We start from the raw sequence: 24,373 nt of genomic DNA, 5'->3' as shown, positions 1-24,373 counted from the left end.
CCGGACCACGCATGCTGCTGCCGCTGCTCGCCGTCGTCGGTGGTCTCGTGCTGCTCGCCGCCAGTGCCGATCGCTTCGTGTTCGGCGCCGCCGGCCTGGCGCGCGGGCTCGGGGTCTCGCCGGTGCTGATCGGCCTTACCGTAGTCGCCTTCGGCACTTCGGCCCCGGAGATCATCGTCTCGCTGCTGGCCAGCCTGCAGGGGGCGCCGGGGCTGGCGGTGGGCAACGCGATCGGCTCGAACATCGCCAACCTAGGACTGGTACTCGGGCTGGCCGCCCTGATCGCCCCGATCATCGCCGGTCACGGGCTGGTACGACGCGAACTGCCACTGTTGCTGCTGGCCACGCTCGGCGTGCTGTTGCTGCTGCTGGACGGCCGGCTGGCGCGGGCGGAAGGGGTGATCATGCTGGCCGGCCTGATCGCGGTCGTGGTCTGGATGATCCGCGCGGCCCGCCACCCCGGCACGCCCCCGGAGTCCGACCCCGGGCTGGCCCCGCCCCCGCCGGCGGCCACGCCCGGCGGTCTCCCGACCGCCCTGGGGTGGCTCGCCGGCGGTCTGGTGGTGCTGCTGGCGAGCAGCCAGGCGCTGGTCTGGGGGGCAGTCGAGATCGCCACCGCCCTGGGAGCCGGCGAACTGCTGATCGGCCTGACCCTGGTCGCGATCGGCACCAGTCTGCCGGAGCTGGCCACCACCGTGGCCAGCGCGCTGCGGCGCGAAACCGGCATGGCCCTCGGCAACGTCGTCGGCTCCAATCTGTTCAACCTGCTGGCGGTGCTGGCGGTACCCGCCCTGATCGCGCCACTGGCGGTGGAACCCGCAGTGCTGACCCGTGACTATCCGGTGATGCTGGGCCTGACCGTGGCGGTGCTGCTGGCCGCCCGCTTCGGCGCCGGCCGCATCACCCGCTGGCACGGGGCCCTTCTCCTGCTGGCCTTCAGCGGCTACCTTGTGAGTCTCGCAATCACGGCACCGGCATGGATCTGAACCCCGACACAACCCGCAAGCTTGCACTGGCCGTCCTCGAAAATGAGGCCGACGCGGTGCGCGCCCTCACCGCGCGCATCGACGACGCCTTCCTCGCGGCCTGCCGGCACATCCTCGCCTGTCGCGGGCGGGTGGTGGTTACCGGCATGGGCAAGTCCGGCCACATCGGCAGCAAGCTGGCGGCCACCCTCGCCTCCACCGGCACGCCGGCGTTCTTCGTGCATCCGGGCGAGGCCAGCCACGGCGATCTCGGCATGATCACCCGCGACGACGTAGTGATCGCCCTGTCGAACTCCGGCGAGACCGACGAGATCCTCACCATCCTGCCGCTGATCCGACGCCTGGACGTCCCGCTGATCGCGATGACCGGCAACCCCGGCTCGCGCCTGGGCACCGATGCCAGCGTACACCTGGATGTCAGCGTGGAACACGAGGCCTGCCCGCTGGGGCTGGCGCCGACCTCCAGCACCACCGCGGCCCTGGCGATGAGCGATGCCCTGGCGGTGGCGGTGCTGGATGCGCGCGGCTTCACCGCGAACGACTTCGCCCGCTCGCATCCCGGCGGCCGCCTCGGGCGTCGCCTGCTGATCCACGTCGGCGACATCATGCATACCGGCGAAGCGATCCCGCGCATCGCACCAGACGCGCCGCTGAAGGATGCGCTGTTCGAGATCACCCGCAAGGGGCTGGGACTGGTGATCGTCAGCGACCCGGAGGACCGGATCCTGGGGGTCTTCACCGACGGCGACCTGCGCCGCACCCTGGACCTCGGCCACAGCCTCGACAGCCTGACCATCGGCGAGGTCATGACCCGCGACGGCCACACCGCCGGTGCCGACTGGCTGGCGGCCGAGGCCCTGGAGATGATGGAGAGCCGCCGGATCAACGCCCTGCCGGTGGCCGACGCCGACCGCCGCCTGCAGGGAGTCATCAACATGCACGACCTGCTGCGCGCGGGGGTGGCCTGATGAACACCGAAACCGACCTTTCCACCCTGCAGCGGACCACCCGACTGTTGATCCTGGACGTCGACGGCGTGCTGACCGACGGCGCGCTGTTTCTCGGCGACGGTGGCGAACAGTACAAGGCCTTCCACAGCCGCGACGGCCACGGCCTGCGCATGGCCATGGACGACGGGCTGGAGGTCGCAATCCTCACCGGGCGGCAGTCGGCGGTCGTCGAACATCGCCTGCAGGATCTCGGCATCCGCCACTGCATCCAGGGCCGGCGGGACAAGGGGGAGGCACTGACGCAACTGCTGCAGCAGACCGGGCACCGCGCCGACGAGGCCGCGTTCGTCGGCGACGACGTGGTCGATCTGCCGGCGATGCGCCGGGTTGGCCTGGGCATCGCGGTCGGCGACGCCCATCCGTTCGTGCGCCAGCACGCGCAATGGGTCACCACGGCCGGTGGCGGGCGCGGCGCGGTCCGCGAAGTCTGCGAGGACCTGCTGGCTGCACGCGGCCGCCTCGAGGCCGTGCTCGAAAGCTACCTGCACGCATGATCCCGGATCCCCGCCGCGCCCCGCTCGCCGCCCGGCTGCTCGCCGCCGGATGCCTGCTCGCCGGGCCGGCAGCGGCCGAGCCGCCCGCCGAACCCGCGGCCGACGCGGAACCCACGCTGCAGATCGAGGGGTTTACCGCGCATGTCACCGGCGAGGACGGGCGGCCCACCCACCGCCTGCAGGGGTCGCGGCTGCGCGAATACGACCGGGATGCGGTCCAGTTCATCGATGACCCGGAGCTGGATCTGCTGGACCAACGGGGCCTGAACTGGACCTGGCGCGCCCCGCGCGCGGCACATCAGCCCGATCGCGAACTGCTGCATACCTTCGGCCACACCCGCGGCCTGCGCCCCGAACGCGACGAGCGCGTGCGCACGGTGATCGAGTCACGTGACGTGCGCGTGGCGCTGGACACCCGGCTGACGACTTCGTCGGCCCCGAGCACCCTGGAACAGCCGGGACTGTTCCAGCGGGGCACCGGCCTGCGCGCCGACCCGCAAGCGGATACCATTGAGCTGCTCGCCGAGGTCTACACGCTGTACAGCGACCTGCCGCAGGAGGACCGCCCGGAATGAACCCGGCCACAACCGAACATCGCCGCGCGGGCATCCGTCGACCGGCCCTGCTGCTTGCCGTGACGGGGGTACTCGCACTGTTCCTGGCGGCCCCGCCGGCGACCGGCCGCGAGGATGCCCTGCCGGTGGAGATCACCGCGGACCACGCCGAGATGGACGAGCGCGCGGGCACCGGAACCTACACCGGCGACGTGATCGTGGTGCGCGGCGATGCCACCCTGGAAGCGGACCGCGTGATCGTGCACATGCGCGAGCGCCGCCCCTACGAGATCGAGGCCCACGGCGAGCCCGCACGCCTGGAGTCGCCCGATCCCGAGACCGGCGAGACGCGCATCGCCGAGGGGCTGCGCATCGACTATTTCCTCGACGAGGAACGCGTGATCCTGACCGAACGGGCACGCGTCATCACCGCCGCCGAGGATGCCCGCGGGCAGCGCATCACCTACGATCTCGAACGCGACGTGATCCGCGCCGAACGCGGCGACACCGACGACGAGCGCGTGCACATCCGCCTGCAGCCACGCGAGGACGATCCATGAGGCCCGCGGCCGACGCCCATCTGGTCGCCCGCGAGCTGAGCAAGCGCTATGGCCAGCGTACCGTGCTGGACGCAATGGACGTGGACCTGGTGCCCGGCGAGGTGGTCGGCCTGCTGGGACCCAACGGGGCCGGCAAGACCACCTGTTTCTACAGCCTGGTCGGCCTGATCCGGCCCAATACCGGGCGCATCACCCTGGGCGGGCGCGACATCACCCGGGCGCCCATCCACGAACGCGCCCGCGCCGGGCTGGGCTATCTCCCGCAGGAGGCCTCGATCTTCCGCCGCCTGTCGGTCCAGGACAACCTGCAGGCAGTGCTGGAACTGCGGCCCGGACTGGACCGCCACGAGCGCCGCCGCATCGGCGATGCCCTGATCGAGGAATTCCAGCTCGAAACCGTGCGCCACAGCCCCGGCATCGCGTTGTCCGGAGGCGAACGGCGGCGCGCCGAGATCGCCCGTGCGCTGGCCGGTGATCCGCGGTTTATCTGCCTGGACGAACCCTTCGCCGGGGTCGACCCGATCTCGGTCAGCGAGATCCAGGAAGTGATCCGCCACCTGGCCGAACGCGGCATCGGCGTACTAATCTCGGACCACAACGTGCGCGAGACCCTGGGCATCTGCCACCGCGCCTACATCCTCAGCGAGGGGCACCTGCTGAGCGCGGGCACGCCGGACGAACTGCTGGCCGACACCCGCGTGCGCGAGGTCTACCTCGGCGAAAACTTCCGCCTGTGACACCGACCGCCGCACCGGGGCGGTGCACAAGCCCGCAGCAAGGGATTACTATTCACTTATGGTGACCAACGCCTTTCCCAACTCATGCTGAAGCCCGGGCTGAATCTGCAGCTCGGTCAGACGCTGACCATGACGCCGCAGCTGCAGCAGGCCATCCGGCTGCTGCAGCTGTCCACGCTGGAGCTCCAGGCCGAGATCCAGCAGGCGCTGGAAAGCAATCCCATGCTGGAACAGGCCGAGGATGACGAACTCGGTGCCGACGCGGGGGACACCGCGGACACCGACAGCGACGCGAACACCGACGACGGCGAGAGCGGCAGCGACGCCGCCGGCACCGGCGAAACGGTGGATGCCGGCGGCTCGGAGGACATCATCCCCGACGAGCTGGTGACCGACAGCCGCTGGGAAGACATCTACGACGCCAGCGCCAGCCCGCGCGGTCCGGACGACCGCGACCCGCTGGAGAACACCTCGGACGACGACGGCGGCGGGCTGCAGGATCACCTGCTGTGGCAGCTGCATCTGTCGCACCTGACCCCGCGCGACCAGCGCATCGGCGCCGCCCTGATCGACACCATCAACGGCGACGGCTACCTCGAGGGCGACGTCGAGACCCTGGCCGAGACCATCAGCCGGAGTGAAGACCCCCCCGTCGACACCGACGAGGTCGAGGCCGTACGCCACTGGTTGCAGCACTGCGACCCGCTGGGGGTCGGTTCGCTGGATCTGCGCGAGTGCCTGGAGGTCCAGCTGGGCGAGCTGGCGCCGGACGCGCCCTCGCGCGAGGCGGCGCGCGCGCTCCTGGAACACGGCATGGACGCCCTTGCCCGGCGTGACTACAAGGCCCTGCAGCGCCAGAGCGGCGTACGCGATGGCGACGAACTGGCCGCGGCGCTGGACCTGATCCGCACGCTCAACCCGCGCCCCGGCGCCCAGATCAGCGAGACACCGCCGGAATACGTGGTCCCGGATGTCTACGTGCGTCATACCGACCGGGGCTGGCAGGTCGACCTGAATCCCGAGATCGCCCCGCGCATTCGCATCAACGACCTCTACGCCGGCATGGTCCGCCAGGTCTCCGATGCCCGCGACAGCGCCTTCATGCGCGATCAGCTGCAGGAGGCGCGATGGTTCATCAAGAGCCTGCACAGCCGCAACGACACCCTGCTGCGCGTGGCGCGAGCGATCGTCGAACGCCAGCAGGGGTTCCTGGAACACGGCGAGGTGGCGATGCAGCCGCTGATCCTGCGCGACATCGCCGAAGCCCTGGAGATGCACGAGTCCACGATCTCGCGGGTCACCACGCAGAAATACATGCACACCCCCCGCGGGGTGTTCGAATTCAAGTATTTCTTCTCCAGTCACGTGGGCACCAGCGACGGCGGGGAATGCTCCGCGACCGCGATTCGTGCCATGATCCGCGAACTCATCGAAGAGGAAACGCCGGGCAAACCGCTCAGCGATTCCCGCCTCGCCCAGATCCTGGCGGATCGGGGCATCAACGTGGCCCGGCGTACCGTGGCCAAATACCGGGAGGGCATGAACCTGCCATCCTCCAGCGAGCGCCGCCAGATGGCCGCCATGCCGACCGGAAGCAAACCGAAAGGAGCCTGACCCATGCAGATCAATCTCACCGGACACCACGTCGACATCACCGACGCCCTGCGCGACTACGTCAACGAGAAATTCCAGAAGCTGGAACGCCACTTCGACAAGGTGATCGACGTGCACGTGGTGCTGAACCACGAGAAGACGCAGAAGCTGCACAACAAGGCGGAAGCGAATCTGCAGGTCAGCGGCAACCACATCCACGCCGAGGCCAGCCACGATGACATGTACGCCGCCATCGACGGCCTGATCGACAAGGTCGACCGCCAGCTGATCAAGCACAAGGAGAAGGTCAAGGATCATCATCGCGCCGAGGGCGCCCAGCGCAACCGCGAACAACCCGAGTAAGCCGATGAATCCGGCCGAGCTCATCACCCCGGAGCGCATCGGACTGGAAACCGACTGCTCCAGCAAGAAACGAGCGCTGGAAACCCTCGCCGATCTGCTGGTGGACGGGGCCGCGGACGGACTGGCGGCCAGTGCCGCGTTCGAAGCCATGTCGGCCCGTGAAAAACTGGGCTCCACCGGGCTCGGCCATGGCGTGGCGATCCCGCACGGCCGTCTCGCCGAGCTGGATACGCCCCGCATCGCGGTCCTGCGTCTGGATCAGGGCGTGGATTTCGAAGCCATGGACCACGAACCGGTGGACATCCTGATCGCCCTGCTGGTGCCGGAAGAGGCCACCAGCGAACACCTGGACCTGCTGGCCCAGCTCGCGCGCGGGCTGTCGCAGCCGGACACCCTCGCCGGCATCCGGCGCGCCGCGGACAGCGCGGGGGTCCAGCAGGCCCTCACCCGGGCCCTGGGCGAGACCTGACCATGGCCGACCGGGCGGAAGCGGCAGCCGACGGCACCGCGAGCAACATCACCATCGCCGCGCTCACGCGGGCGATGGGGAGCCGTCTGGACCTGCGCTACGTCCACGGAGAGGAGGCCGCGGGCGACCGCGAACTCCTGGGATTCGGGGATGGCGACCTGCCGCTGGCCGGCCACCTGAACCTGATCCGCCCCAACCGCATCCAGGTCATCGGCGACTACGAGGCCCGCTACATCGCCGGCCTGTCCGACGAGCAGCGTGACCACCTGGTGCTGGAAATGGCCCGCACCGGTACTACCATGGTGATCTTCGCCGAGGACACCTGCCCGTTCCCGCGCATGCCGCAGACAGGTGACGACCCCCTGCCGGTGATCCTGTGCACACGCACATCCTCGCACGAAGTCATCGCGCTGCTGCGCTATTTCCTGCAGCAGCGCCTCGCCCATTTCGAGGTGCGCCACGGGGTGTTCATGGAGATCCTCGGGATCGGTGTACTGATCTCGGGGGCCTCCAGCGTCGGCAAGAGCGAGGTCGCACTCGAGCTGATCTCGCGTGGCCACCGGCTGATCGCCGATGATGCCCCCGAGTTCGCGCGCATTGCCCCCGATATCGTGCGTGGACACTGCCCCGCCCTGCTCCAGGATCTGCTCGAGGTGCGCGGCCTGGGCGTGCTCAACATCCGCGCGATGTATGGCGACTCGGCGATCAAGGGCGGCAAGTATCTGCGCCTGATCATCGATCTGCGCGACCACAACGAGCCCTCGCCGGTGCCGGACGATCGCCTGAACGGGCGCCGCGGCGAGAGCGAGATCCTCGGCCTGCGCATCCCGCTGATCAGCCTGCCGGTGGCGCCGGGGCGCAACATCGCGGTCATGATCGAGGCCGCGGTCCGCAACCACCTGCTGCACATGCAGGGCTACATCGCCGGGGACGACCTGCGCGCCCGCCAGCGGCGCCAGATGGGCGAGGATCAGCAGGAGGAATCCACCTTCCACATCGGCGGGCCCAGCACCACGGTCCCCAACCCCGATCCCGAGGGCTGACCGACATGCGTCTGCTGCTGGTCAGTGGTCTGTCGGGTTCCGGCAAGACCGTCGCCCTGCATACCCTGGAGGACGCCGGCTACTTCTGTGTCGACAACCTGCCGCTGCCGATGCTGCCGGAACTGGTGGAGAAGGTCCGCAGCGGCCATTACGACACCGGCGGTGACCGCCATCTGGCCGTGGGCGTGGACGTCCGTTCGGGCCTCGACGCCCTCAGCGGATTCGGTCAACTGCTGGGCGCGCTGCGTGGATCGGGCCTGGAGGTCGAGGTGCTGTTCCTCAATGCCTCCGACGAGGTCCTGCTGCGTCGCTACCACCTGACCCGCAGACGCCATCCGCTGGCACGCGACGGCATCCCGCTGGTGGAAGCGATCGGCATGGAACGGACCTGGCTGGGGCACGTGGCGGTGGAGGCCGACCTGACCGTGGACACCAGCCGGCTGTCGATGCACGACCTCGCGCGCACGCTCCGGGCCCGGGTCGGCAGCCGCGAGACCGCCGGCCTGTCGCTGCTGTTCCAGTCCTTCGGCTTCAAGCACGGCTCGCCGCTGGATTCCGATTTCGTGTTCGACGTGCGCTGCCTGCCCAACCCCTACTACGAGCGCGAACTGGCGCCACTGACCGGGCTGGATCCGGCGGTGGCGCATTTCCTCGACAGCCATGGCGAGGTCGGGGCGATGTTCGAATCCATCCACGGCTTCCTCGACACCTGGATCCCGCGACTGGTGGCGGACCATCGCAGCTATGCCACGGTCTCCATCGGCTGCACCGGCGGGCGCCACCGCTCGGTCTACCTTGTGGAACGGCTGGCGGCTGCGTGGCGCGAACGGGAACATGTTACTGTTAGCACCCGTCATCGCGAGCTCGATTCTCTCTCCCCTGAAACGGAGTAGTTCCATGGGCGTCGGTCTGATCCTGATCACGCATCAAAACCTGGGCGACACACTCCTGCAGACCGCGCAGAGCATGCTGGGAGACCTGCCCGAGGACTGCGAGTCCATGGCGATGTCGCAAAGCGACGATCCGGACGATATTCAGGCGCAGGCGCGCGCCCGCATGGAGACCCTCGACAGCGGTGCCGGTGTGCTGGTCCTGACCGACATGTTCGGCTCCACGCCGGCCAACGTGGCCAGCCGCGTGGCGCGCGGACACAACGCGCGCGTGATCGCGGGCGTCAACCTGCCGATGCTCGTCCGCGTACTCAACTACCGCCATCTGCCCCTGAGCGAACTGGTCAACAAGGCGCTGTCCGGGGGCCATGACGGAATCCTTCTCTGCGACCAGGAATCCAGCGATGCCGCAGCGCGCAGTTCCCATCGTTAACCGGCTGGGCATGCATGCCCGGGCCGCCGCGAAGTTTGTCAGCCTCGCCAGTCAGTACACCGCCGATGTCACCGTCGCCCGCAACGAACAGGAAGTGAACGGCAAGAGCATCATGGGGGTGATGATGCTGGCCGCCGCCCAGGGCTCGGAGATCACCATCCGGACCGACGGCGCGGAGGATGCCGAGGCGGCGCTGGATGCCCTGACCGAACTGGTCGCGGACCGCTTCGGCGAGGAATCCTGAGGCTCACCCCCCCAGAAGACCGCCGGCCAGGGCGAACCACAGCGGCAGGGTAATCAGCGAAAGGGCCGTGGTCAGGGTCACCGCGGCCGCGTACAGCCCCGTATCCAGCCCGAAGCGGTCACAGAACACCAGCCCCAGCACCATCGCCGGCATGGCCGCCTCCAGCACCGTTCCGGTCGCGGGGATCCCCTCCATCCCCAGCAGCCACACCAGCCCCAGCGCCACCGCCGGTGCCAGCAACAGCTGGATCACCACGACGACCGCCAGCGGCCGCGCGTCGCGCCCGTGAAAGCGGTGGAACACGAGTGCCAGGCCCAGCGCGAACAGCATCAGCGGCGACACCGAATCCGCCAGCAGTCCCAGCCACTCCTCCAGCCAGACCGTCTGCGGCACCCCGCCCAGGTTCAGGGTGACACCGGCGAGGGCGGCCCAGATCGACGGCACCGACAACAGGCCGCGCAGCGGATGCACCGCCGGCATGCGACCATCGCCGTAGCGACGCGCGAGAACCACGCCCAGGGTCAGCACCAGCGGCAGGCAGGCGAACAGGTCGTACTGGATGGCCACCGCGCGCCCCGCCTCGCCGAACAGACTGTCGAGGATCGGCAGGCCCAGATAGGTCGCGTTGGGCCAGGCAGCGGCCAGCAGCATCGCGCCCACCGCCGCGCGGTCGGCGGTGCATGCTCGGCACGCCCCGGCCGTAACGGCCAGGGTGATCAGGACCGTCGCCCCGGCGACCAGGGCGATGCGGACCGAGTCCAGACCCAGCGGTGCGGTCCACAGGACCTGCAGCACCAGCGCGGGCAGCAGCAGGTAATAGACGAGCGTGGTGAGGACCCGGCGGGTGGTTTCGGCATCCAGACCGCCGGGCTGCAGGATCCGCCAGCCGACCCCGGCAACGATCAGGGCCCCCATCTGGGTCATCACGCTGAACACGGGGGGGAGGGACCTCGTCGGCTTGTCAGGGTCGGTTCGAGTGGCGGACGGAGCGGCCCGGGAACGGGCCGCGGGAGGTCAGGTTATTGCGGCAGGTGCCGGACTCAGGCGTTGCCGCCGGCCTGCTGCTCCTGTTCCTGCTGCTGCTTTTCGATGTCGGCGCGCACGGCCTCCATGTCCAGCTCGCGCACCTTGCCCAGCACCTCGTCCAGCTGCGCCGCGGACAGCACGCCGGGCTGCGAGAACACGATGACCTGCTCGCGGAAGATCATCAGGGTCGGGATGGAGCGGATCTGGAAGGCCCCGGCGATGCCCTGCTCCTCGTCGGTGTTGACCTTGGCGAAGACGACGTCGTCGTGCTTGTTCGAGGCTTCCTCGAAGGTCGGCGCGAACTGCTGGCACGGGCCGCACCACGGCGCCCAGAAATCCAGGATGACGATGTCATTCCCGGTGATGGTGGATTCGAAGTTGTCCTGCGTGAGTTCCTGAACGGCCATGATCGGCTCCGGCTTGAAATTACGGCCCTTTACCTTAACAGGCCGCCCGGATGCTGTCAGGGAGACGACTGCGCGAGCATGGCCGCCCGCAAACGCTCGAGACGATCGATCGGATCATCGGATTCCAGCAGCGACTGCTTGACCGCGAGATCCACCGGCAGCAGCTCGGCAAGCCGCCCGGCCACCCAGGCCGAATCATCCAGGTGCCGTTCGAGGTGCGACCAGGGCGTGCCCAGCTGATCCAGCAGACGCTCCAGCAGATCGGCCAGCGATGCATAGTCCACCGGCAGGCTGACCGCCGGCCATTCGTCCAGCGGCTCCACCTCGCCCAGCCACAGTCCGTCATCTCCGCGCCGCGGGTTGTGGATCTGCTGGCGCTGCGCCCCCTTGGCGAGGATCCCCAGCAGACCGTCGGAGCGCTGGTCCCAGTCGATGATGCGCGCCTCGGTGCCCACCGCATGGAACCCCACCGTCGGATCCGATTCGTCCGGCGGCTCTTCGCCCTCGGCCGGCGGCTCGATCGCCACCACCACGAAGCCGCTGTCGTCGCGCAGGCAGCCACGCACCATGTCGAGATAGCGCGTTTCGAAGATCCGCAACGGCAGCAGACCACCCGGGAACAGTACGGTGTTCAGCGGAAACAGCGGAAGCGTCTTCATTCGGGGCCGTCCTCTCCGGCTTGGCCATGCCCGGCCCCCCAGCGGGGACCCAGTGCGTGTTCGATCTGCAGGTGATCCAGGACCCGCGCCACCATGAAATCGATCAGGTCCTGCAGACCTTCAGGGCGATGGTAGAACGCCGGATTGGCCGGCATCACCACGGCGCCCATGCGGGTCAGGCGCAGCATGTTCTCCAGATGGATCTCGGAGAACGGGGTCTCGCGCACCACCAGGATCAGGCGGCGGCGCTCCTTCAGGACCACGTCGGCGGCGCGTTCGATCAACCCGCGCGAGGCCCCGGTCGCCACCGCCGAGACCGTGGCCGTGGTACAGGGGCACACGACCATGGACTCGGGGGCCGCCGAGCCGCTGGCCACCGGGGCGGTCCACTGATCCGGGCCGTAACACTGGATCTGACCCGGCGCGGCAGCGTAGCGTTCACTGAAGAACCGGGCGATCTCCGCCGGCCGCCCGGGCACGCCGAGGTCGGTCTCCATCCCGAGCACCACCTGCCCCGGCTTCGACACCATCAGATGCACTTCGACCCCGGCCTGCACCAGACACTCCAGCAGGCGCAGGCCATAGGGGGCCCCCGACGCGCCGGTCAGGGCCAGGGCGATGCGCCGACTCATGACCGCTCCTCCCGCAGGCGGTCGATCAGGCGCTGATGCAGCCCGCCAAAACCGCCGTTGCTCATAATCACCAGGGTGTCGCCGGGTCGCAGGCCGTCCAGCAGCCCCTGCAGCAGCTCGTCCACCGACGGCGCCACTGTCAGGCGTTCTTCCAGCCGGGTGCGCAGCGGACCGATGGCCCAGTCCAGGTCCGGCGGCCGGTACAGATGCACGCCATCGGCGCGATCCAGGGCATCGCCCAGCGCACCCGCGTGCACCCCCATGCGCATGGTGTTGGACCGGGGCTCCAGCGCCACCAGCAGGCGCCCGCCCTCGTCCAGTCCGCCGCGCAGGCCCTCGAGCGTCATGCGGATGGCGGTGGGGTGATGGGCGAAGTCATCCAGGATCCGGACCCCGGCGATCTCCGCGCGCAGTTCCTGGCGTCGACGGACCCCGCGAAACTCCGGTAGCGCCGCCAGCCCGGTGGCCAGCGGCACGCCGGCGTGGCGGGCCGCGGCCAGCGCCGCCAGGGCATTGGCCTGGTTGTGCCGACCGCACATCGACCATTCAACGCGACCACACGGCTGTTCGTTTTCCAGGACCTCGAAGCAGCGCCCGTCGGCTGACAGCGAGCGAGCGCTCAGCGCGACCGGCGAGTCTGCGGGGCCATCCTCGCCGGTCGCGAGCCGCTCCACCGGTGTCCAGCAGCCGGACTCCAGCACGCGTTCCAGCGCGGCGTCCCCGGCGGGCATCAGGATCTTGCCCTGGCCCGGCACGGTGCGCACCAGATGATGAAACTGACGCTCGATCGCCTGCAGATCCGGGTAGATGTCGGCGTGATCGTACTCCAGGTTGTTCAGCACCAGGGTCCGTGGTCGGTAATGGACGAACTTGGCGCGCTTGTCGAAGAACGCACTGTCGTATTCGTCCGCCTCGATCACGAAGAACGGCGACTCGCCGAGACGCGCGCTCACGCCGAAGTTGCCGGGGACCCCGCCGATCAGGAATCCTGGCGCCATGCCGGCGTATTCCAGGATCCAGGCCAGCAGCGAGCTGGTGGTGGTCTTGCCGTGGGTCCCCGCGACCGCCAGCACCCAGCGGTCGTGCAGCACGTGCTCCGCCAGCCACTGGGGACCGGAGGTGTACGCCTGCCCGCGGTCCAGCATCGCTTCCACCGCGGGCGTGCCACGGGTCATCACGTTGCCCACCACCACCGGGACGTCCTCGGGCAGGGCTTCGGCCTCGTAACCCGCGTGGTAAGGGATGCCCGCGGCCGCCAGCTGCTCGCTCATGGGGGGATAAAGCGTCTGCGCGTCGGCCCCGCTCACGCGATAGCCGCGGGCGCGCGCCAGCTGCGCCAGCCCGCCCATAAAGGTCCCGCCGATCCCGAGGATGTGCAGATCGGCGGAGCGGTTCATGCCGTCACCGCCCCGGCCACGCCCTGGGTGATCACCGACGAGATCAGGACGAACCCCAGCGCGATCACGACCCCCGCCATGCGGTTCGACAGTTCGAGGGCCTGGTGCAGGATATGGCCATACACGAACAGCAACCAGCCCAGCAGGAGCAACATGCCCAGTACCGCCAGCGGCGGGGCCTCCCCGGCCTCCGGATCAATCGGAGCGACCAGCGTCAGCAACGCCATCAGCAGCCCGAGGATCGCCCCGGTACCCACCATCGCGGTAAAGGTCTGCACCTGGCGCCCGACAAAGCCCTGAAACCGCAGTGCCAGGGCCACGAAGCCGAACAGCACCGCCACGTCCACCAGATTCATGACCAGGGCCGCAGTCGCGCCATACATCGGCACGCCGATGGCCAGCCCCACGGCCACCGCGACCCCGGTCCAGAACACCGCGAGCGCGGGATCCGCCGGCAGGTCCTGCGGTCCGCGGCGGGCGCGCAGGATGTCCAGCATGACCAGCAGGCCGTTCACTCCCCGGCCTCCATGGCTTCCAGCGCCTCCAGTTCCTCGAGTTCGTCCAGCATTTCTTCGGCCCGCTCGTCGGCTCGCCGGCCCCCGGTAAGGAAATCGCGCCGCTGCAGATACGCCCTGCGCATGGCGATGTAGGGGTCATCGGAAAGCTGGTCGATCATGGCCTCGGTGTCGATCAGCCCCGCACGCATGTCGACCACGTCCACCACCACCAGGCCGACCCACAGCGGCGTGCGATCGCGCCGGATGCTGCGGACGTTGCGCGGATCGGTCTGGCTGTCGACCAGGCGGGCGGGCGCATCCCGCGCGGTGCTGGGCCCCAGCAGCGGCAGCTGCAGATAGGGCCCGGACGGCACGCCCCAGGCACCGAGGGTCTGGCCGAAATCCTCGTTGTTCTTGTCCAGTCCCATCGGCGAGGCGACGTCGATCAGGCCGGCCAGACCGAACGTGGTGTTGAACATCAGCCGGCTGGTATCCGAGGCCGCGGCGTGCAGATTGCCCTGCAACAGGTTGTTGAACAGGACCGTCACGTCGTTGAGGTTGGAGAAGAAATTACCGACGCCCGTCTGCACCGGGTCGGGCAGGCGGCGGTACTGCACGGCCGTGGGCCTGAGGATCGCCTGGTCCACCTCCTGGTTGAAGGCGAACATCGCGCGGTTGTAGGACTCCCAGGGATCATCCGGATGGCGGTCCTCGGACGGTACGCTGGCGCAGCCGGCCAGGCCGAGCAGCAGACCGAGCGCCAGCCCGGGCACGACCAGCCACCGCAGCATGCCCCGCGCCGACCCTCGCGGACGCCCCGGGAAGCCCATGACCTCAGGTCCCGCTGCGGTTGCGGCTGGCCGCGATCCGCAGGCGCAGCGCGTTGAGCCGGATAAAGCCTTCGGCGTCCTTCTGGTCGTACGCGCCGGCGTCGTCCTCGAAGGTCGCGATGGACTCGTCGAACAGGCTGTCCGGCGACTGGCGACCGGCCACCATCACGTTGCCCTTGTACAGGCGCAGGCGCACCTCGCCGTTGACCACGCCCTGGGACTCGTCGATCGCCGCCTGCAGCATGCGCCGTTCGGGGCTCCACCAGTAGCCGTTGTAGATGATGCTGGCGTAGCGCGGCATCAGCTCGTCCTTCAGGTGGGCGGCCTCGCGATCCAGGGTGATCGACTCCAGCGCCCGGCGCGCGCGCAGCAGGATGGTACCGCCCGGGGTCTCGTAGCAGCCGCGCGACTTCATGCCGACATAACGGTTCTCGACGATGTCCAGCCGACCGATGCCATGGGCCCCGCCGCGCTCGTTCAGCTTCGACAGCAGCGCGGCCGGCGAGAGTTGCTTGCCGTTGATGGAGACCGGATCACCGTTCTCGAAACCGATGGTGAGGACCTCGGGCTCGTTCGGCGCGGCCTCGGGCGACACCGACCAGCGCCACATGTCCTCCTCGGAGTCGGTCCACGGATCCTCCAGCGGACCGCCCTCGTAGGAGATGTGCAGCAGGTTGGCGTCCATCGAGTACGGAGACTTCTTGCCCGCCTGGGCATAGTCCACCGGAATGCCGTGCTGTTCGGCGTATGCCATCAGGCGCTCGCGCGAATTGAGGTCCCATTCGCGCCACGGAGCGATCACCTCGATCCCCGGCTTGAGCGCGTAGGCCCCGAGCTCGAAGCGCACCTGATCGTTGCCCTTGCCGGTCGCGCCATGGGCGATCGCGTCGGCGCCGGTCTCCTCGGCGATCTCCACCAGCCGCCGCGCGATCAGCGGTCGGGCGATGGAGGTCCCCAGCAGGTATTCGCCCTCGTAGACCGTGTTGGCGCGGAACATCGGGAAGACGTAGTCGCGCACGAAGGTCTCGCGCAGGTCCTCGATGTAGATCTGCTTCACCCCCAGGGCCTCGGCCTTGGCGCGGGCCGGTTCGACCTCCTCGCCCTGGCCCAGATCGGCAGTGAAGGTGATGACCTCGCAGCCGTACTGCTCCTCCAGCCACTTGAGGATGACCGAGGTATCCAGACCGCCGGAATAGGCGAGGACGACGCGCTTGATGTTCGAACTCATGGGCATGCAATCCTTGGGAAAGACACTGAATCAATGTTTACGCCGGCCAGTCGGCCGGGCCTATCAAGCCATGGCGGCGGGTACGGCTACCAGGCCGTACCGTCCCCGGGTTCCACCGGCTGCGGAGCGGCCGGGTCATCCAGTGCGGGGTCGGCGTCACCGGCAGCCTCCGGTGCCGGATCCTCACCCGGAGCCCCGGAGCCGCTGCTGTCGCGCTCGCCCACCCACCAGATCTCGGCGCGACGGGCATCGCGTGACTCGTCCTCGACCCCGGGAGCGACGCCCCCGGCCTCGATTTCGATGTCGGCTTCGCCCAGGCCGGCCTCGCCAAGCGCGTCACGCACGGTTTCGGCCCTCTGCTGGCTGATTCGCCGGTTCACTCTGTCCGGGCCTTCGGCATCGGTCAAGCCGATCACCCGCAAACGCGGTCCTTCGACCCCGTCCAGGGCCGCCACCACCCGGTCCAGCGTCGCCCGGGCCTCACCATCCAGAGCCGTGCGCCCGGAATCAAAATAGACCACCCAGCGCTCGCGTGCCGTTCCGTCACCGGCCTCCGGGGCCCCTTCGGCCATCCCCTGCTCCGCCTGACAGATGCGGAAGCCCTCGACCCGGCGCCCAAAACGGATGCCACGGAAATGCACGATGTCCTCGCCGTCGGGGAACCCGATGCGCACATCATGGCCGGCGAGCAGACGGGCCTTGAGGGCCTGCACGCGATCGTCCGGCACACGGAAGCGGTCGTCCGGGCCCGCCCGCAGCATCAGCGACAATGGCGCCGGGCCGTCGCCGGGAAGCCATTCCGGTGCCCCGGTTTCCAGCGGCGCCTGCGAGCGCCCGGGCACGGGATAGGGCGGATCCCAGAACGCACGGACCGCCAGACCGGGACGGGTCTCGAACTGCAGCGAACCACCGTGGCGCACCCGCTGTTCCAGGCGGCACAGGTCGTCGATCTCGACCCGGGTCCAGTCCGAGCGCTCGAGCGTCTCCTGATACAGCGTGCCGCCCGGCGCCGGAGCGGCCAGCAGGACCAGCGCGGCGCCGGTCAGCCAGGCCGCCAGCCGCCCGGCGACCCGCGGCAACCCCGGACGTGACTCGCGGCGCACCCGCCCCTAACCCTTCTTCGGCGGCAGGATGTCGGTGATCGAGCCGTGCGCGGCCTCGGCGGCAAAGGCCACCGTCTCGCTCAACGTCGGATGCGGATGCACGGTCAGGCCGATGTCCTCCATCTCCGCGCCCATCTCCAGCGCCAGCATCGCCTCGCCGATCAGGTCGCCGGCGGAGGGGCCGACCAGGCCGGCGCCGATCACCCGGCCCTCGGCATCGAACAGCAGCTTGGTCATGCCGTCCTCGGCGCCCAGCGCGATTGCCCGGCCGGAGGCGGCCCAGGGGAACACACCCCTGGTATATTCGATGCCGTCGGCCTGCGCCTGCTCCTCGGTCACCCCCATCCACGCGACCTCCGGGTGGGTGTAGGCCACCGACGGGATCGCGCGGGCGTCGAAGTGCACCTTGTGCCCGGCGATCACCTCGGCCGCGACCTTGCCCTCGTGGGTCGCCTTGTGCGCCAGCATCGGCTGGCCGACCACGTCGCCGATGGCGAAGATGTGCTCGACATTGGTGCGCTGCTGGCTGTCGACCTCGATGAAGCCGCGCTCGCTGACCTGCACCCCGGCGGCCTCGGCGTTGATCTTCGCACCGTTCGGGCTGCGCCCCACGGCGACCAGCACGCGGTCGAAGGTGTCCTCTTCCGGCAGACCCTTGGCCTCGCCCTCGAAACGGCAGAAGATGCCCTGCTCGGTGGCCTCGGCCCCGGTCACCTTGCTCTTGAGGAAGATGTTCTCGAAGCGCTTCTTCGCGCGCTTCTCGAACGGGCGCACGATGTCGCGGTCCGCCCCCGGCATCAGGGTGTCGGACAGCTCGACCACCGTGACCTTCGTGCCCAGCGACTCGTACACGCAGGCCATCTCCAGGCCGATGATGCCGCCGCCGATCACCAGCATGCGCTCGGGGATGTCGGCCAGATCCAGCGCATCGGTGGAGTCCATCACCCGGTCGTCGTCCCAGGGGAAGCCGGGCAGTTTCACCGCCTGCGAGCCGACGGAGATGATCGCGTGCTCGAAGCCGATCACCTCGCGGCCATCATCCCCCTCGACCGCGATGCTGTGGGCCCCGGTGAATTCGCCGACGCCCTGCACCACGCGCACCTTGCGCTGCTTGGCCAGCTGCTTGAGGCCGCCGGTCAGCTTCTTGACCGTCTTGTCCTTGTAGCCGCGCAGGCCGTCGAGGTCGATCTCGGGCTCGCCGAACTTGATGCCCAGCGCGGCGAAGCGCTCGGCCTCGTGCAGCACCTCGCCGGCGTGCAGCAGTGCCTTGGACGGGATGCAGCCGACGTTCAGGCAGACCCCGCCGATCTGGGGATAGCGTTCGACCATCACCACGTCCAGGCCCAGGTCCGCGGCGCGGAACGCAGCGGTGTAGCCGCCGGGGCCGGAGCCCAGCACCAGCACCTGGCACTGGCTGTCGGTATTCGGGTCGGCCGCGGCCTGCGGTGCCGGGGTGGAGGATGCCCCGGCCGCGCCGGCGGGTTCCGCGGACGCCGCCTCGGTATCCTCCGCCGGGGCGGGCGAAGCCTCGCTGTCCGCGGCCTCCGCACCGGCCTCCAGTTCCAGGATCGGATCCCCCTGAGACACCCGCTGGCCGGTCTTCACGTGCACGGATTTGACCGTACCCGCCTGCGGTGCCGGGACATCGATGGTCGCCTTGTCCGATTCGAGCGTGATCAGCGGGTCTTCCGGGGCGATGGTACTGCCCGGCTGGACCAGGACCTCGATGATCTCGACATCCTTGAAATCGCCGATATCCGGGACTTCGACGGTGGTGGTCTGACTCATGACAAAGCTCCGGTGATTACAGCAGCATGCGCCGCATGTCGGACAGCAGCGCGCTCAGCGTGGTGGTGAAGCGGGCACCCAGGGCCCCGTCGATCACCCGGTGGTCGTAGGACAGGGCCATCGGCAGCACCAGACGCGGCTCGAATTCCTCGCCGTTCCAGACCGGCTGCATCGAGGCCTTCGACACCCCGAGGATGGCGACCTCCGGGGCATTGACGATGGGCGTGAACTGGGTACCGCCGATGCCGCCGAGGCTGGAGATGGTCAGGCAGCCGCCCTGCATGTCGGCGGGCTTGAGTTTCTTCTCGCGCGCCCGCTTCGACAGGTCCATCAGTTCGGAGGCGATGTCCACCAGACTCTTGCGGTCCACGTCACGCACGACCGGAACCACCAGACCATCCGGCGTATCCACGGCCACGCCCAGGTGATAGTACTGCTTGATCACCAGATTCTCGCCGGTCGCGTCCAGCGAGGCATTGAAGCGCGGGTATTCCTTGAGCGCGGAGACCACCGCTTTCATCAGGAACGGCAGGAAGGTGATCTTGACCCCCTGCTTCTCGTATTCGGCCTTCAGCGACTTGCGGAAGTCCTCCAGCTCGGTGATGTCGGCCTCGTCGAACTGCGTCACGTGCGGAACGGTAACCCAGTTGCGATGCAGGTTCTGGCCGGTGAGCCGGTTGATCTTCGACAGCGGCTGGGTCTCGATCGGACCGAACTCGGAGAAGTCGATCTCCGGCATGGGTTCGACCCCCAGTCCGGAACCGGCGGGCTGGCTGAGCGCGCGCTTGACGAAGGCCTGCACGTCCTCGCGCAGGATGCGCCCCTTGCGACCGCTCCCCTCGACCTTGGACAGGTCCACACCCAGCTCGCGCGCGAACTTGCGCACCACGGGCGAGGCATGGGCGCGACGGAACGCAGACTCGTTCTCGATATGGGCGGTGGGCGATGGCCGCGGGCCACCCTGGCCGCCCTGCCCGCCGGTACCACCCGAGTCGCCGGCCGATGCCCTGGCCGGCGCGGACCCGGTATCCGGCGCGCTGGCCGCTGCCGCGGGTGCCGATTCTTCGCCTCCGGCGGAGGCGGCCGGCTCGGCGGCGGCCTCCGCCGGAGCTTCCGCGGCACCACTGGCGGCAGCCTCGTCCGCGGGGGCCAGTTCGAGGATCGCATCCCCCTGCGAGACGCGGTCCCCGGCCTTGACCTTCATGCCCTGCACGGTACCGCCCTGCGGTGCCGGGATCTCGATGGAGGCCTTGTCCGACTCCAGGGTGATCAGCGGGTCCTCGGGCGCCACGGTGTCACCCGGCTTGACCAGTACCTCGATGATCTCGACGTCCTTGAAGTCACCGATATCGGGGACTTCAACCGTAATCGTGTCGCTCATGTCTGCTCCTGCCTCGGGACGCCGGCCTCAGGCCTGCAGGGGGTTGGGACGATCGGTGTCGATCTCGTATTTGTCGATCGCCTCGCGGACGGTCTTCGCCTCGACGGTCCCGGCATCGGCCAGGGCCTTCAGCGCGGTCACCGCGATGTGGTAGCGGTCGACTTCGAAGTGGCGCCGCAGCGCGGAGCGCAGGTCCGAACGGCCGAAACCGTCGGTGCCCAGCACGCGATAGTCGGCGGGCACATAAGCGCGGATCTGATCGGCGAAGTTCGACACGTAGTCGGTGGCCGCGACCACCGGCGCCTCGGAACCGCCCAGGCACTGCTCGACCCAACTGCGACGCGGCTTCGCGTCCGGATGCAGCCGGGCGTGGCGCTCGCAGTCGCGACCGTCACGCGCCAGCTCGGTGAAACTGGTCGCGCTCCAGACCTCGGCCGACACACCGAAGTCCTGCTCCAGCAGCGCCGCGGCCTCGATCGCCTCGCGCAGGATGGTACCGGAACCCAGCAGGCGGACCTTCTTTTTCTTGCGTCCGCCGGCCTGGAAACGATACAGGCCACGGCGGATGCCCTCTTCGGCGCCCTCCGGCATCGCCGGCTGATGGTAGTTCTCGTTCATCGCCGTGATGTAGTAGAAGACGCTCTCCTGCTCGCGGAACATGCGCCGCATGCCGTCCTGCACGATCACCGCCAGCTCGTAGGCGAACGTCGGATCGTAGGCGATGCAGTTGGGCACGTTGGCCGCCATCATGTGGCTGTGGCCGTCGTTGTGCTGCAGCCCTTCGCCGGCCAGGGTGGTGCGGCCGGCGGTGCCGCCGATCAGGAAACCGCGCGCCCGCTGGTCGCCGGCGGCCCAGATCAGATCGCCGATGCGCTGGAACCCGAACATCGAATAGAAGATGTAGAACGGGATGGTCGCGACGCCGTGGGTGGAGTAGGACGTCGCGGCGGCGATCCAGGAGGAGATCGAGCCGGCCTCGTTGATCCCTTCCTCCAGGATCTGGCCGCCCTTGTCCTCCTTGTAATACATCACCTGGTCCTTGTCCTGCGGCTCATAGAGCTGACCGACCGAGGAATAGATACCCAGCTGGCGGAACAGGCCTTCCATGCCGAAGGTACGCGCCTCGTCCGGGACGATTGGGACCACGTGCCGCCCGATCTTCTTGTCGCGCGCGAGGATCTGCAGCATGCGCACGAAGGCCATGGTGGTGGACATTTCGCGATCGCCGGAGTCCTCCAGCAGCCCGGAAAAGGCGTCCAGTCCGGGGACCTCCAGCGGCGTGGTCATGTGCCGCCGCTGCGGCAGGTAACCGCCGAGCGCCTTGCGCCGCTCGTGCATGTACTGCATCTCGTCGGAGTCGGGATCCGGCTTGAGATACTCGGCCCGTTCCACCTGCTCGTCGGACAGCGGGATGTTGAAGCGGTCACGGAAGTGTTTCATGTCCTCCGTGTCCATCTTCTTCTGGCTGTGGGTGCGGTTCTGGGCCTCGCCCGCCGACCCCATGCCGTAGCCCTTGACGGTGTGCGCCAGGATCACGGTCGGTTGCCCGGTATGCTCCATGGCCTCCTTGTAGGCCGCGTAGACCTTGACCGGGTCGTGCCCGCCGCGGTTCAGGCGCCAGATCTCCTCGTCGGACATGTTGGCGACCATCGCCTTGAGCTCCGGATACTTGCCGAAGAAGTGCTCGCGCACGTAGGCCCCGTCGTTGGCCTTGTAGTTCTGGTAGTCGCCGTCGACCGCCTCCATCATGCGTTTCTGCAGCAGGCCGTCGGTGTCCTTGGCCAGCAGCGGCTCCCAGTAGCGCCCCCACAGGACCTTGATGACGTTCCAGCCGGCGCCACGGAAGATCGCCTCCAGCTCCTGCACGATCTTGCCGTTGCCGCGCACCGGACCGTCCAGGCGCTGCAGGTTGCAGTTCACCACCCAGGTCAGGTTGTCGAGCTTCTCGCGCGAGGCCAGGGTGATCGCCCCCATGGTCTCGGCCTCGTCGACCTCGCCGTCGCCAACGAAACTCCAGACACGGCGGTTCTCCGTCTGCGCCAGCCCGCGATCCTGCAGATAGCGCATGAATCGTGCCTGGTAGATGCTCATGATCGGGCCGAGCCCCATGGACACCGTCGGGAACTGCCAGAAGTCCGGCATCAGCCAGGGATGCGGGTAGGAGGACAGCCCCTTGCCGTCCACCTCGCGGCGGAAATGATCCAGCTGCTCCTCGGTCAGGCGACCTTCGAGGAAGGCACGGGCGTAGATCCCCGGCGAGGAGTGCCCCTGAGCGAACACCAGATCACCGCCGTGCTCGTGCGACGGGGCGCGCCAGAAATGGTTGAAGCCGACGTCGTAGAGCGTGGCCCCGGAGGCGAAGGACGCGATGTGACCACCCAGTTCCGGCGACACCCGGTTGGCCTTGACCACCATCGCCATCGCGTTCCAGCGGATGTAGGAGCGGATGCGGTGTTCCAGCGCGCCGTCGCCGGGGTATACCGGCTCGAGGTGCGGCGGGATGGTGTTCACGTAGGCGGTGTTGGCCGAGTACGGGAGATAGGCACCGCTGCGCCGGGCCTTGTCCACCAGGGCCTCCAGCAGGGCGTGCGCCCGTTCGGGCCCGTCGGCCTCCATCACGGAGGCAAGGGCGTCGATCCACTCCTGGGTTTCCTGCGGATCGATGTCGTTCGGGATGGCGTTCAGGTCCATGCGTCTACCCCTGAAAACGGGTTGGGAAACGGTTCGCGGGCGCGGGGCCGTGCCACCGGGCGCAGGGCGGTTCTGCTACCATGCCGCGGCCCGGGCGGACAGAAAGGCGCAAGTATCCCGACTGTGTTGCCAACAGGTCAAGCGAAAGCGTTCTATGGCGCCGATCTCCCGCAAAACGGGCGGGATACGCAAAGATCTTCCCGGAATCGATTCGAACCAAGGTAACCGCATGGCCGCACCCGCCCAGCTCGATCCGTCGCACCGCCCCATGGCCCACCGCTTCCGCGGCTTCCTGCCCGTGGTCGTCGATGTGGAAACCGGGGGGTTCGACTGCGAACGCCACGCCCTGCTGCAGGTGGCCGCGGTCTTCCTGCGCCGCAACGAGCAGGATCGCCTGGAGCGCGCCCATACCGTCAGCCTGCACGTGCGTCCGTTCGAAGGCTCGGAGATGGATCCGAAGTCGCTGGAGGTCAACGGGATCGACCCCTACCATCCGCTGCGCGCGGCGTGGCCGGAAGATCAGGCGATGGGCCGACTGTTCAGCGAGGTGCGCCGCGAGGTCAAGCTGAACCTGTGCAAGCGCGCGATCCTGGTGGGACACAATGCCCATTTCGACCTGGGCTTCGTACACAAGGCGGCGGACCGCTGCGGGATCAAGCGCAACCCCTTCCACCCGTTCAGCAGCCTGGACACCGTTTCGCTGGCCGCACTGGCCTACGGCCAGACCGTACTCGCGCGCGCGGCGCGCGCCGCCGGGCTGGAGTGGGACAACGATTCCGCTCACAGCGCGGCCTTCGATGCCGAAAAGACCGCCGACCTGTTCTGCGCGGTCGCCAACCACTGGCAGGACCACATCGGCGTGCCGCAGGCCGCGCTGCAGCTGCCCGACCCCGAGGAGCTGCCGCCCGGCAGCTGACCACAAAAAAGGCCCGCCACCGCGATCGCGATGACGGGCCGGGCACGCCGCGGGCCGGGCGCTTCAGCCGGCGTTGCGCTGGGCGTGCTTGTCGTGGGCCTCGTCGACCATCTTCTTCAGCTCGCCGCTTTCGAACATCTCCAGGGTGATGTCGCAGCCGCCGACGAGCTCGCCGTCGATGTAGACCTGCGGGAAGGTCGGCCAGTCGGCGAAGCGCGGCAGATTCTGCATGACCTCCTGGTCGGCGATCACGTTGACGTAGCCGAACTCGCGCTCGCAGCGCTTCAGCGCCTCCACCGCGCGGCTCGAGAAGCCGCACATCGGGAACTGCGGGCTCCCCTTCATGAAGATCACGACCGGGTTTTCTTCCACCTGCTGGCGGATACGGTCCATTACATCCATTGCTGTACTCCTGATACGGGCCTGATGGGTGATTGCGATA

General features: G+C 68.6%; 27 protein-coding genes. 14 read left to right on the top strand and 13 right to left on the bottom strand.

Annotation, left to right across the window (positions count from 1 at the left end; translation table 11 throughout):
- Nucleotides 1–11: 11 nt before the first annotated feature.
- From C998_RS0105390 to C998_RS0105330, 13 genes are all read left to right on the top strand, one after another.
- On the top strand, nt 12–986 hold the full coding sequence (locus C998_RS0105390; RefSeq protein ID WP_018869840.1) for a calcium/sodium antiporter: 975 nt from the start codon (nt 12–14) through the stop codon (nt 984–986).
- Nucleotides 977–1,954: a KpsF/GutQ family sugar-phosphate isomerase gene (locus C998_RS0105385; protein WP_018869839.1), complete on the top strand. Its 978-nt coding sequence runs from the start codon at nt 977–979 to the stop codon at nt 1,952–1,954. The genes C998_RS0105390 and C998_RS0105385 overlap by 10 nt, the downstream gene beginning before the upstream one ends.
- On the top strand, nt 1,954–2,490 hold the full coding sequence (locus C998_RS0105380) for an HAD family hydrolase (RefSeq protein WP_018869838.1): 537 nt from the start codon (nt 1,954–1,956) through the stop codon (nt 2,488–2,490). The genes C998_RS0105385 and C998_RS0105380 overlap by 1 nt, the downstream gene beginning before the upstream one ends.
- Nucleotides 2,487–3,065, top strand: coding sequence for an LPS export ABC transporter periplasmic protein LptC (gene lptC, locus C998_RS0105375; protein ID WP_018869837.1), 579 nt, complete (start codon nt 2,487–2,489; stop codon nt 3,063–3,065). Before C998_RS0105380 ends, lptC begins: the two co-directional genes overlap by 4 nt.
- Nucleotides 3,062–3,604, top strand: a complete 543-nt coding sequence (gene lptA, locus C998_RS0105370) for a lipopolysaccharide transport periplasmic protein LptA (protein WP_018869836.1) — start codon at nt 3,062–3,064, stop codon at nt 3,602–3,604. Before lptC ends, lptA begins: the two co-directional genes overlap by 4 nt.
- On the top strand, nt 3,601–4,341 hold the full coding sequence (lptB, locus tag C998_RS0105365; protein ID WP_018869835.1) for an LPS export ABC transporter ATP-binding protein: 741 nt from the start codon (nt 3,601–3,603) through the stop codon (nt 4,339–4,341). The genes lptA and lptB overlap by 4 nt, the downstream gene beginning before the upstream one ends.
- A gap of 84 nt (nt 4,342–4,425) precedes the next feature.
- Nucleotides 4,426–5,955 (top strand): RNA polymerase factor sigma-54, encoded by a 1,530-nt coding sequence (locus C998_RS0105360; RefSeq protein WP_018869834.1) that lies wholly within the window; start codon nt 4,426–4,428, stop codon nt 5,953–5,955.
- Nucleotides 5,956–5,958: 3 nt separating this feature from the next.
- Nucleotides 5,959–6,297, top strand: a complete 339-nt coding sequence (gene hpf, locus C998_RS0105355) for a ribosome hibernation-promoting factor, HPF/YfiA family (protein ID WP_018869833.1) — start codon at nt 5,959–5,961, stop codon at nt 6,295–6,297.
- A gap of 4 nt (nt 6,298–6,301) precedes the next feature.
- Nucleotides 6,302–6,766, top strand: coding sequence for a PTS sugar transporter subunit IIA (locus C998_RS0105350; protein WP_018869832.1), 465 nt, complete (start codon nt 6,302–6,304; stop codon nt 6,764–6,766).
- Nucleotides 6,767–6,768: 2 nt separating this feature from the next.
- On the top strand, nt 6,769–7,809 hold the full coding sequence (gene hprK, locus C998_RS0105345; RefSeq protein ID WP_018869831.1) for an HPr(Ser) kinase/phosphatase: 1,041 nt from the start codon (nt 6,769–6,771) through the stop codon (nt 7,807–7,809).
- A gap of 5 nt (nt 7,810–7,814) precedes the next feature.
- Complete coding sequence (rapZ, locus tag C998_RS0105340; protein ID WP_018869830.1) at nt 7,815–8,702, top strand: RNase adapter RapZ; 888 nt, start codon at nt 7,815–7,817, stop codon at nt 8,700–8,702.
- A 4-nt stretch (nt 8,703–8,706) separates the two neighbouring features.
- Nucleotides 8,707–9,132 (top strand): PTS sugar transporter subunit IIA, encoded by a 426-nt coding sequence (locus C998_RS0105335; RefSeq protein WP_018869829.1) that lies wholly within the window; start codon nt 8,707–8,709, stop codon nt 9,130–9,132.
- Nucleotides 9,104–9,376, top strand: a complete 273-nt coding sequence (locus C998_RS0105330; protein ID WP_018869828.1) for an HPr family phosphocarrier protein — start codon at nt 9,104–9,106, stop codon at nt 9,374–9,376. Before C998_RS0105335 ends, C998_RS0105330 begins: the two co-directional genes overlap by 29 nt.
- A gap of 3 nt (nt 9,377–9,379) precedes the next feature.
- Here the strand turns inward: C998_RS0105330 and C998_RS0105325 are convergent, their stop codons facing one another.
- The 12 genes from C998_RS0105325 to aceE all read right to left on the bottom strand — a co-directional run bounded on the left by C998_RS0105325 (nt 9,380) and on the right by aceE (nt 23,015).
- The gene (locus tag C998_RS0105325; protein ID WP_018869827.1) at nt 9,380–10,312 is read right to left on the bottom strand and encodes an AEC family transporter; all 933 of its coding nucleotides are present in this window, start codon (nt 10,310–10,312) and stop codon (nt 9,380–9,382) included.
- A gap of 104 nt (nt 10,313–10,416) precedes the next feature.
- Complete coding sequence (gene trxA, locus C998_RS0105320; protein WP_018869826.1) at nt 10,417–10,809, bottom strand: thioredoxin; 393 nt, start codon at nt 10,807–10,809, stop codon at nt 10,417–10,419.
- 56 nt (nt 10,810–10,865) lie between these two features.
- Complete coding sequence (locus C998_RS0105315) at nt 10,866–11,468, bottom strand: LON peptidase substrate-binding domain-containing protein (protein WP_018869825.1); 603 nt, start codon at nt 11,466–11,468, stop codon at nt 10,866–10,868.
- On the bottom strand, nt 11,465–12,100 hold the full coding sequence (locus tag C998_RS0105310; protein ID WP_018869824.1) for a flavin prenyltransferase UbiX: 636 nt from the start codon (nt 12,098–12,100) through the stop codon (nt 11,465–11,467). The genes C998_RS0105315 and C998_RS0105310 overlap by 4 nt, the downstream gene beginning before the upstream one ends.
- Nucleotides 12,097–13,497 (bottom strand): UDP-N-acetylmuramate:L-alanyl-gamma-D-glutamyl-meso-diaminopimelate ligase, encoded by a 1,401-nt coding sequence (gene mpl / locus C998_RS0105305; RefSeq protein WP_018869823.1) that lies wholly within the window; start codon nt 13,495–13,497, stop codon nt 12,097–12,099. Before mpl ends, C998_RS0105310 begins: the two co-directional genes overlap by 4 nt.
- Nucleotides 13,494–14,012 carry a hypothetical protein gene (locus C998_RS0105300; RefSeq protein WP_018869822.1) on the bottom strand — a complete coding sequence of 173 codons (519 nt, stop codon included), beginning with the start codon at nt 14,010–14,012 and terminating at the stop codon, nt 13,494–13,496. The genes mpl and C998_RS0105300 overlap by 4 nt, the downstream gene beginning before the upstream one ends.
- Nucleotides 14,009–14,785 carry a VacJ family lipoprotein gene (locus tag C998_RS0105295; protein ID WP_018869821.1) on the bottom strand — a complete coding sequence of 259 codons (777 nt, stop codon included), beginning with the start codon at nt 14,783–14,785 and terminating at the stop codon, nt 14,009–14,011. The genes C998_RS0105300 and C998_RS0105295 overlap by 4 nt, the downstream gene beginning before the upstream one ends.
- Before the next feature lie 43 nt (nt 14,786–14,828).
- Nucleotides 14,829–16,052, bottom strand: a complete 1,224-nt coding sequence (locus C998_RS0105290; protein ID WP_018869820.1) for an argininosuccinate synthase — start codon at nt 16,050–16,052, stop codon at nt 14,829–14,831.
- Nucleotides 16,053–16,138: 86 nt separating this feature from the next.
- Nucleotides 16,139–17,131, bottom strand: a complete 993-nt coding sequence (locus C998_RS0105285) for an OmpA family protein (RefSeq protein ID WP_018869819.1) — start codon at nt 17,129–17,131, stop codon at nt 16,139–16,141.
- Between the two features lie 30 nt (nt 17,132–17,161).
- Nucleotides 17,162–18,943, bottom strand: a complete 1,782-nt coding sequence (gene lpdA, locus C998_RS0105280) for a dihydrolipoyl dehydrogenase (RefSeq protein ID WP_018869818.1) — start codon at nt 18,941–18,943, stop codon at nt 17,162–17,164.
- Between the two features lie 16 nt (nt 18,944–18,959).
- The gene (gene aceF, locus C998_RS0105275) at nt 18,960–20,324 is read right to left on the bottom strand and encodes a dihydrolipoyllysine-residue acetyltransferase (RefSeq protein WP_018869817.1); all 1,365 of its coding nucleotides are present in this window, start codon (nt 20,322–20,324) and stop codon (nt 18,960–18,962) included.
- Between the two features lie 27 nt (nt 20,325–20,351).
- Complete coding sequence (aceE, locus tag C998_RS0105270; protein ID WP_018869816.1) at nt 20,352–23,015, bottom strand: pyruvate dehydrogenase (acetyl-transferring), homodimeric type; 2,664 nt, start codon at nt 23,013–23,015, stop codon at nt 20,352–20,354.
- A 229-nt stretch (nt 23,016–23,244) separates the two neighbouring features.
- Between aceE and rnt the strand changes: the two genes are divergently transcribed.
- Nucleotides 23,245–23,931: a ribonuclease T gene (rnt, locus tag C998_RS0105265; RefSeq protein ID WP_018869815.1), complete on the top strand. Its 687-nt coding sequence runs from the start codon at nt 23,245–23,247 to the stop codon at nt 23,929–23,931.
- Between the two features lie 63 nt (nt 23,932–23,994).
- Here rnt and grxD read toward each other — a convergent pair whose 3' ends face one another.
- Nucleotides 23,995–24,333 carry a Grx4 family monothiol glutaredoxin gene (gene grxD / locus C998_RS0105260; protein ID WP_018869814.1) on the bottom strand — a complete coding sequence of 113 codons (339 nt, stop codon included), beginning with the start codon at nt 24,331–24,333 and terminating at the stop codon, nt 23,995–23,997.
- Between the last annotated feature and the right edge of the window lie 40 nt (nt 24,334–24,373).

The sequence above is a fragment of the Thioalkalivibrio sp. ALgr3 genome (assembly GCF_000377325.1).
Taxonomy (GTDB): Bacteria; Pseudomonadota; Gammaproteobacteria; order Ectothiorhodospirales; family Ectothiorhodospiraceae; genus Thioalkalivibrio.
Note: the sequence above shows the minus strand (reverse complement) of the source record. Positions and strands in the feature narration are given on the sequence as shown.